4 protein-coding genes are annotated in these 7099 nt (G+C 69.9%); 3 read left to right on the top strand and 1 reads right to left on the bottom strand.

All coding sequences use genetic code 11. From position 1 onward, the window contains the following. Window positions 1-444: 444 nt before the first annotated feature. Complete coding sequence (locus RIN75_RS30055) at window positions 445-3273, bottom strand: glycoside hydrolase family 3 C-terminal domain-containing protein (RefSeq protein WP_309115412.1); 2829 nt, start codon at window positions 3271-3273, stop codon at window positions 445-447. Between the two features lie 207 nt (window positions 3274-3480). Between RIN75_RS30055 and RIN75_RS30050 the strand changes: the two genes are divergently transcribed. From RIN75_RS30050 to RIN75_RS30040, 3 genes are read left to right on the top strand one after another with little or no spacing between them, the layout of a single operon-like run. Further along, the gene (locus tag RIN75_RS30050) at window positions 3481-5160 is read left to right on the top strand and encodes a hypothetical protein (RefSeq protein WP_309115411.1); all 1680 of its coding nucleotides are present in this window, start codon (window positions 3481-3483) and stop codon (window positions 5158-5160) included. Then, on the top strand, window positions 5157-6095 hold the full coding sequence (locus RIN75_RS30045; protein ID WP_309115410.1) for an ABC transporter permease subunit: 939 nt from the start codon (window positions 5157-5159) through the stop codon (window positions 6093-6095). The genes RIN75_RS30050 and RIN75_RS30045 overlap by 4 nt, the downstream gene beginning before the upstream one ends. Continuing rightward, window positions 6092-7063 carry a carbohydrate ABC transporter permease gene (locus RIN75_RS30040; protein ID WP_309115409.1) on the top strand — a complete coding sequence of 324 codons (972 nt, stop codon included), beginning with the start codon at window positions 6092-6094 and terminating at the stop codon, window positions 7061-7063. The genes RIN75_RS30045 and RIN75_RS30040 overlap by 4 nt, the downstream gene beginning before the upstream one ends. Window positions 7064-7099: the final 36 nt, after the last annotated feature.

Here is a 7099-nt window from a genome sequence, read left to right as displayed (position 1 = left end):
TGAGAGCGCGTCAGCGCGTTCAGCTTGAGAGCGCGTCAGCGCGGTTCAAGAGCGCGAAGCGCGTTCCTCCTCCAGCAGCGCGGAGCGCGTTGCGTCTACACGCGCGAAGCGTGGATTTGAGCGGGGACGCGCAATTTCAAAGATTAAAAGAGCCTCGCCGGCGGGCGAGCCACCAAGGATGACACAACTACAACTGCGGGGGCTTCTTGCTTGTGCCATCCCCGCATGACCCGGCAAAGCCGACCACAGATTCCCCGGGTGCCGCTGAAAACTTTTGCTCGTTCCTCACAAAAAATTTCGGCTGCACCCGGGAAATCTGTGGTAGCCCTTCGGGCGGGCCATACGGGGATGACACAAGCAAGAAGCCCGAGTTGAGGTGTGTCCCCACCGGCGGACTGCCCGCTCGGCAAGGCGGGCTGCCCGCTCGGCGGCGGGGAGACTGTGTCAGGGCGACGAGGTGAAGCTGAAGGTCGACAAGCGGAAGTTGCCGTGCAGGGTCACCCGCACGTCGTGGACACCGGTCACCCCCTCCGCGACATCGGCGACGACGGTCGTCCACGTGTACGGGCCGCCCGTCACCGGGACGTCGATCACCGCCAGTGAACGGTCGGCCAGGTGGAACTCCAGTCGGGCCTCGTCGTTCCCGTCCACCCTGGACACCTCGGCAGTCACGCCGATGGCGCCGGTGAGGTCCGCCCTGCGGAAGGACAGGGTCGCGGGACGGCTCTGGTCGGTCGGGGTGACGGCGTCGCCGGTGGTGCGGGTGGCGTCGGTCAGGGTGATGTTCGCGTGGTCGTCGAAGTCGATGGCGCGGGTCGGGTGGTCGACGAAGGCTCGGGGCGCCGGTGCCGGGCCGGTCACGGTCAGGGGGGCGGTCAGGACCAGATCTTCCGCCGAGCGGGCCACGATGATCTCGTAATCGCCCGGGTCCACGGTGAAGGCGCCGGTGGCGACGTCCCAGTGTGCCAGGCGGTCGACCGGGAGCCGGAAGCCGAGCGTGGTGCGCTCGCCCGGCGCGAGGCTCAGCTTGCGGAAGTCGGCCAGGCGGAGAACGGGGGCCTCGTAGCGCGCGCCGAGGGCGCGGACGTAGAGCTGGACGACCTCGCTGCCCGGTCGGAGACCGCAGTTGGTCAGCGACACCGTCACCTCGACCTCGCCGGTCTGGTCGACCTCCGAAGTGGACAGTTCCAGGTCCGCGTAGTCGAACTCCGTGTACGACAAGCCGTGGCCGAACGCGTAGAGCGGCGCGGCGCGGTGGTACTGGTAGGTCCAGCCGGCCTTGATGATGTCGTAGTCCAGCGGGTCGGGCAGTTCGTCGTCGCCGCGGTACCAGGTCTGGGGCAGGCGGCCAGACGGGTCGACGTCGCCGAACAGGACCGAGGCCAGGCCGCGGCCCGTGTCCTGCCCGCCGTGGGACGTCCACACCACGGCGGGCAGGTGCTCGTCGGCCCAGTCCACCGCGTAGGGGTAGGCGCTCATCACCACCAGCGCCGTCTCCGGGCGGACGGCGGCGACGGCGCGCAGCAGGGCTTCCTGGGTCTCGGGCAGCGCGATGCCGGTGCGGTCCTGGGTCTCGCGGCCGTTGATGAGCGGGTGGTTGCCCAGGACGACGATCGCCACGTCGGCGGCGGCCGCGGCGGCGCGGGCCTCGCCGGCGCCGTCGAGGAGGAGTTCGCGGTGCCAGCGCTCGGCTTCCTCGGGGGTCTCGGCGGTGAGGGCGACCGCGCCGTCCGGGCCGAGTGCCGCGTAGCGGCCGGAGTGGACGCCGCGCAGCAGCACGGTGTCACCGTCGGCGGCGGCGTCGGCCTCCAGCCGGAAGGTCTCGTGCACCTCCCAGCTCTTGATCACGCGCTCCCCGATGGCGAGCGGGCCGTCCTTGGCGGTGAGGTAGCCGCCGGTCTCGGCGCAGCGCAGGGTCACCACGTCGTCGCCCCACTCGACGACGTGGAACGTCGTCCCGCCGAGCAGGTCGCCACTGGTGCGGCAGCGCAGGGCGATGCGGTCGGCGCCCTCGACGCACACCACGTCGCCCGCCCGCTCGCGCAACCCGTCCGCGACGGTGACCTGGTAGGGCATGGTGCCGCTGTACCAGTCCTCGTACAGCGAGTCGGCGAGCGGACCGATGACCGCGACCCGGGGCGACCCGGACAGCGGCAGCAGGCCGTCGTTCTTCAGCAGCACCACCGATTCCGCCGCCGCCCGCGCCGCGAGCGCCCGGTGCTCCGGGTGGTCGATCACCTCCGGCCCGATGCCCGCGTACGGGTCAAGGTCGGGGTCGAACTCGCCGAGCCGGAAGCGCACCGCGAGCTGCCGGCGCACCGCCCGGTCCACGTCGGACTGGTCGATCAGGCCGCGCTCCAGCGCTTCGCGCAGCCGGCCGATCGGGGTGGCGCTGTCCTCGCCGTGGTCGGTGAAGCTGTCGATGCCGGCCTTCAGCGCGGCGGCGTGCGACTCGGCGTGGTCGTCGAAGTAGTGCTCCGGGTCGACCAGGTTGGACGGGGCCTCGGCGTCGCTGACCAGGAACAGCTCGTGCCCGGTCGGCTCGGCCCACCGCCGCAGCTCCTCCGCGAGCAGCGGGCTGACGTGGCACGGCCGGCCGTTGACCAGGTTGTAGGCGGCCATCGCGCCGGTCGCCGCGCCGGAGGCCACCACCGGGCGGAACGCGGCCAGGTCGTACTCCTGCAACACCCGCGGGCGCACGCCGGAGGACGTCGTGCACCGGTCGTCCTCGTTGTTGTAGGCCAGGAAGTGCTTGAGCACCGGCGCGGCGCGCAGGAACCGGGGGTCGTCGCCCCTCAGGCCGCGGCAGAACGCCTCGCCCAGGCGGGCGGTGTGCAGCGGGTCCTCGGAGTAGCCCTCCTCGTTGCGGCCCCAGCGCGGGTCGCGCAGCAGGTTCAGCACCGGCGCCCACGCCTGGAGGCTGTTGACGCCGCGGCCGTTGGACGTGGGGCGGTGGTAGTGGAAGGCCCGCAGCTCCACCGAAGTGGCTTCGGCGACCGCGTGCACCAGTTCCTCGTCCCAGGTCGCGCCCAGGCCGACGGCCTGCGGGAACACCGTCGCGACGCCGAGCCACGAGACGCCGTGCAGCGCCTCGGACCCGGTGCGGAAGTCGGCCAGGCCCAGGCGGGGGACGCCGGGCGCGTACTGGTGCAGCATCGCGAGCCGCTCGTCGGGGGTGAGCCGGGCGAGCAGGTCGTCGACGCGCTTGTCGAGCGGCAGGTCGGGATCGCGGAAGGGCAGCCGCTCGGGCGCGGACACGGACGAGGCACTCACGTGGCAAAGACCCCTCGGTGTGGATGGGAAGTGAAGCGCTTCGACGATGGCATGCACCCCCGAGTGTGTCAATTGGCCAGGCACAGCAACGTTCTTTCGAAACTTGCCCCTTGCCGTGGCGTGGGTCACGCCCTACTCTCGCCCCATCGTTCAAGCGCTTCGACAAGAGATTCGACAGGTCCACTTCAACGGAGAAGGGCAACCCGCATGGGTATCGAGTTGAACCGCCGGAGGTTCCTGGGCCTCACCGCCTCGGTCGCGGGTGTCGCCGCCGCGCAGGGGTTGCTGTCCGCGTGCGGCGCCGGCGGCGGTCCGCAGCCGGTCGGCGCGAACAGCGACAGCCTGAAAGCGGTGCTCCCCGCGCACGTGCCCAACCCGTTGATCAAGCCGGACATCCCCTCGGTGCCGGGCGGCCCGGACGTGCTCACCGACCCGGGCTTCCTGAGCTACCCGACCAACCGGCCGGTGACCGTCCCGAGCGTGCCCGGCCGGGGTGGCCGCTACACCGCCGTGACCCCGCTGTGGGGCACGATCCCGCCCGCGGACAACGCGTTCTACCAGGCGATGAACAAGGCGCTGGGCGTCACGCTGGAGATGAAGCCGGCCGACGGCAACAACTACGCCACCATCGTCCCGACGATGACCGCGGCGAAGAAGCTGCCCGACTGGATCCAGCTGCCGTCGTGGTGGGACACCAACTTCAACATCGGCGGCCTGGCCGGGTCGCAGCTCGCGGACCTGACGCCCTACCTGTCCGGCGACAAGATCAAGAAGTACCCGAACCTGGCCGCGCTGCCCACCGGCGCGTGGCGCGCGGGCGCGTGGGGCGACAAGCTCTACGGCATCCCGTGCTTCGCGGGCAGCTTCAACATCGCGGGCGCCACGTTCTACCGGCGGGACGTGCTGGAGGCCAAGGGCATCACGGCCGACCAGGTGAAGTCCATGGACGACCTGATGAACCTGGGCAAGGAGCTGACCGACCCCAAGGCCGGCGTGTGGGCCTTCGACGACGTCTACCGCTACCTCTACACCCACTTCGGCGCGCCGCTGAAGTGGCGGGTCGACGACGGGAAGCTGGTCCACCTGTACGAGACCCCGGAGTGGATGGAGGCCGTCGAGTGGCACTACAAGCTCGCGACCTCGGGCTACATGCACCCGGACGCGCTCGCGGGTGACAACGAGGCCGCCGGCACCCGGTTCTACAGCGGCAAGACGCTGATCAGCGGCGGCGGCCTGGGCGCGTGGAACCTCAGCGACCACCAGTCCGGCAGCGCCGCGAACCCGGCCTACCGGCGCGGCGCGTTCAACATCTTCGCCGCGGACGGCAAGAGCAAGCCCGTGGTCTACATGGGCGCGACGACGCGCATGCTCAGCTACCTGAACGTCAACCTCAAGCCCGAGCAGATCGAGGAACTGCTGGCGGTCGCCAACTACCTGGCCGCGCCCTACGGGACGGCGGAGTTCACGATGGTCAACTTCGGCGTCGAGGGCGTGCACCACAACATGGTCAACGGCGTGCCCCAGATCACCGAGCAGGGCCAGAAGGAGGTCCAGGCGACGACCTACCCGTTCCTGGCCGCGCCGCCCGCCGTGATCCAGAACCAGGGCGCGGACCAGGTCACCAAGGACTACACCGCCTGGCAGGCGGCCAACGCGCAGGCGCTGGTCAAGCCGGTCTTCTGGAACATGAACATCAGCATGCCGCAGGCGCAGGCCACCGCCGACGCCGCGCAGCAGGTCGAGGACACCCTCAAGGACTGCTACCACGGCAAGAAGAAGCCGGCCGACGTGCAGGCCGCGGTGGCGAGCTGGAAGTCCGGTGGCGGTGATCGCCTCAAGCAGTGGATGACCGAGAACGTGCTGGACAAGTTCGGCACGGGGCAGTGACCGCGCCGCGCACGCAGCGCCGTCCCGGGCCGGGGTTCCGGGTCAGGCTCCTCCGGGACCGGTCGCTGCTGCTGATGACGCTCCCGGCCGTGCTGCTGCTCGTGGTGTTCAACTACGTGCCGCTGTTCGGCCTGGTGACCGCCTTCCAGGAGTACGACCCGCTGGTCGGCGTCTGGTACAGCCGGTGGGCCGGGCTGGAGCAGTTCGAGCGGCTGTTCAGCGACCCGCTGTTCTGGGGCGCGCTGAGGAACACCCTGTACCTCAGCTTCGTCCAGCTGGTGCTGTTCTTCCCCATCCCGATCGCGTTGGCGCTGCTGCTGAACTCGCTGATCAGCCAACGGGTGAAGAACTTCATCCAGTCCGTGGTCTACCTGCCGCACTTCTTCTCGTGGGTGCTGGCGATCACGATCTTCCAGCAGATGCTCGGCGGCGCCGGCGCGCTCAACCAGTTCCTGCGCAGCAACGACATCGGCACGTGGGACATCATGACCGACCCGGAGACCTTCGCGCTGCTGGTCACCGCGCAGGTGATCTGGAAGGAGGCCGGCTGGGGGATCATCGTGTTCCTCGCCGCGCTGGCCGCCATCAACACCGACCTCTACGAGGCGGCGGCGGCCGACGGCGCCGGGCGCTGGCGGCGGCTGTGGCACATCACCCTGCCGGGCCTGCGCGGCGTGATCGTGCTGATGCTCGTGCTGCGCCTGGGCAACGCGCTGACGGTCGGCTTCGAGCAGTTGCTCATCCAGCGCGAGGCGGTCGGCCACGACACGGCCGACGTCCTGGACACCTTCTCGTTCTACTACGGCATCGCGACCAACGACTACAGCTACGGCGCGGCGGCGGGACTGTTCAAGAGCGTCATCTCGCTGCTGATGATCTGGGGCGCCAACAAGCTGGCACACGCCTTCGGCGAGGACGGGTTGTACCGCAGATGACCCAAACACTCACCCCCCGCACGACGACGGACGTGGAGACCACGCCGCCGCCACCGCGCCGACCGCGCCGCGACGGGCGCCCGGTCTGGGAGGAACCGCCCACCGCCCTGGGCCAGACCGGCAAGGGCCTGACCCTGGGCGGGGTCCTGGCGGTCATGCTGGTGCCGCTGTGGATCGTCGTGGTGACCAGCCTGTCCACCCAGGCCTCGATCAACCGCGCCGGCGGCCTGGTCATCTGGCCCGACGAGATCACCTTCGAGGCCTACCGGGTGATGCTCGGGGACTCCACCGTGCGCACCGCGCTGCTGGTCAGCCTTGGGATCACGGCGGTCGGCACGGCGGTGTCCATGGCCGTGTCGATCATGTGCGCCTACGGCCTGTCCCGGTCGCGCTCGCTGGGGCACCGCTTCCTGCTGGCCCTGCTGGTGATCACCATGTTCGTCAACGGCGGCCTGATCCCGACGTTCCTCGTGGTCACCGGCCTCGGTGGCTACGGGGAGTGGTGGGCGCTGATCCTGCCCAGCGCGGTGTCGGTGTTCAACATCCTGATCCTGCGGTCCTTCTACTCCTCGACCTCCGCGGACCTGATCGAGGCCGCCCGGATCGACGGCGCGGGCGACTGGCGCATCCTGTGGTCGATCGTGATGCCCACCTCACGGGCGGTCACCGCCGTGATCGCCCTGTTCTACGGGGTGGGCTACTGGAACTCGTTCTTCAACGTCATGCTCTACATGCCCACCGACAGCGAGAAGTGGCCCTTGCAGTACGTCCTGCTCACCTACGTCAACCGCGGCAACGGGCTGCCGGGCTCGGTCAACGCCGGTTTCGGCAGCCAGTTCGCCCAGACCGCGCCCCTGTCGTTGCAGATGGCCGTGGTCGTGCTGACCCTCGTCCCGCTGCTGATCGTCTACCCGTTCGTCCAGAAGCACTTCCGCACCGGCGTGCTCACGGGCGCGATCAAGGGGTGACCGGGCAGACTCGACCCCCCGGCCGGGAAGAAGTTC

It is taken from the genome of Saccharothrix sp., assembly GCF_031180885.1.
GTDB lineage: Bacteria > Actinomycetota > Actinomycetes > Mycobacteriales > Pseudonocardiaceae > Actinosynnema.
This window is presented reverse-complemented; position numbering and strand designations above follow the sequence as displayed.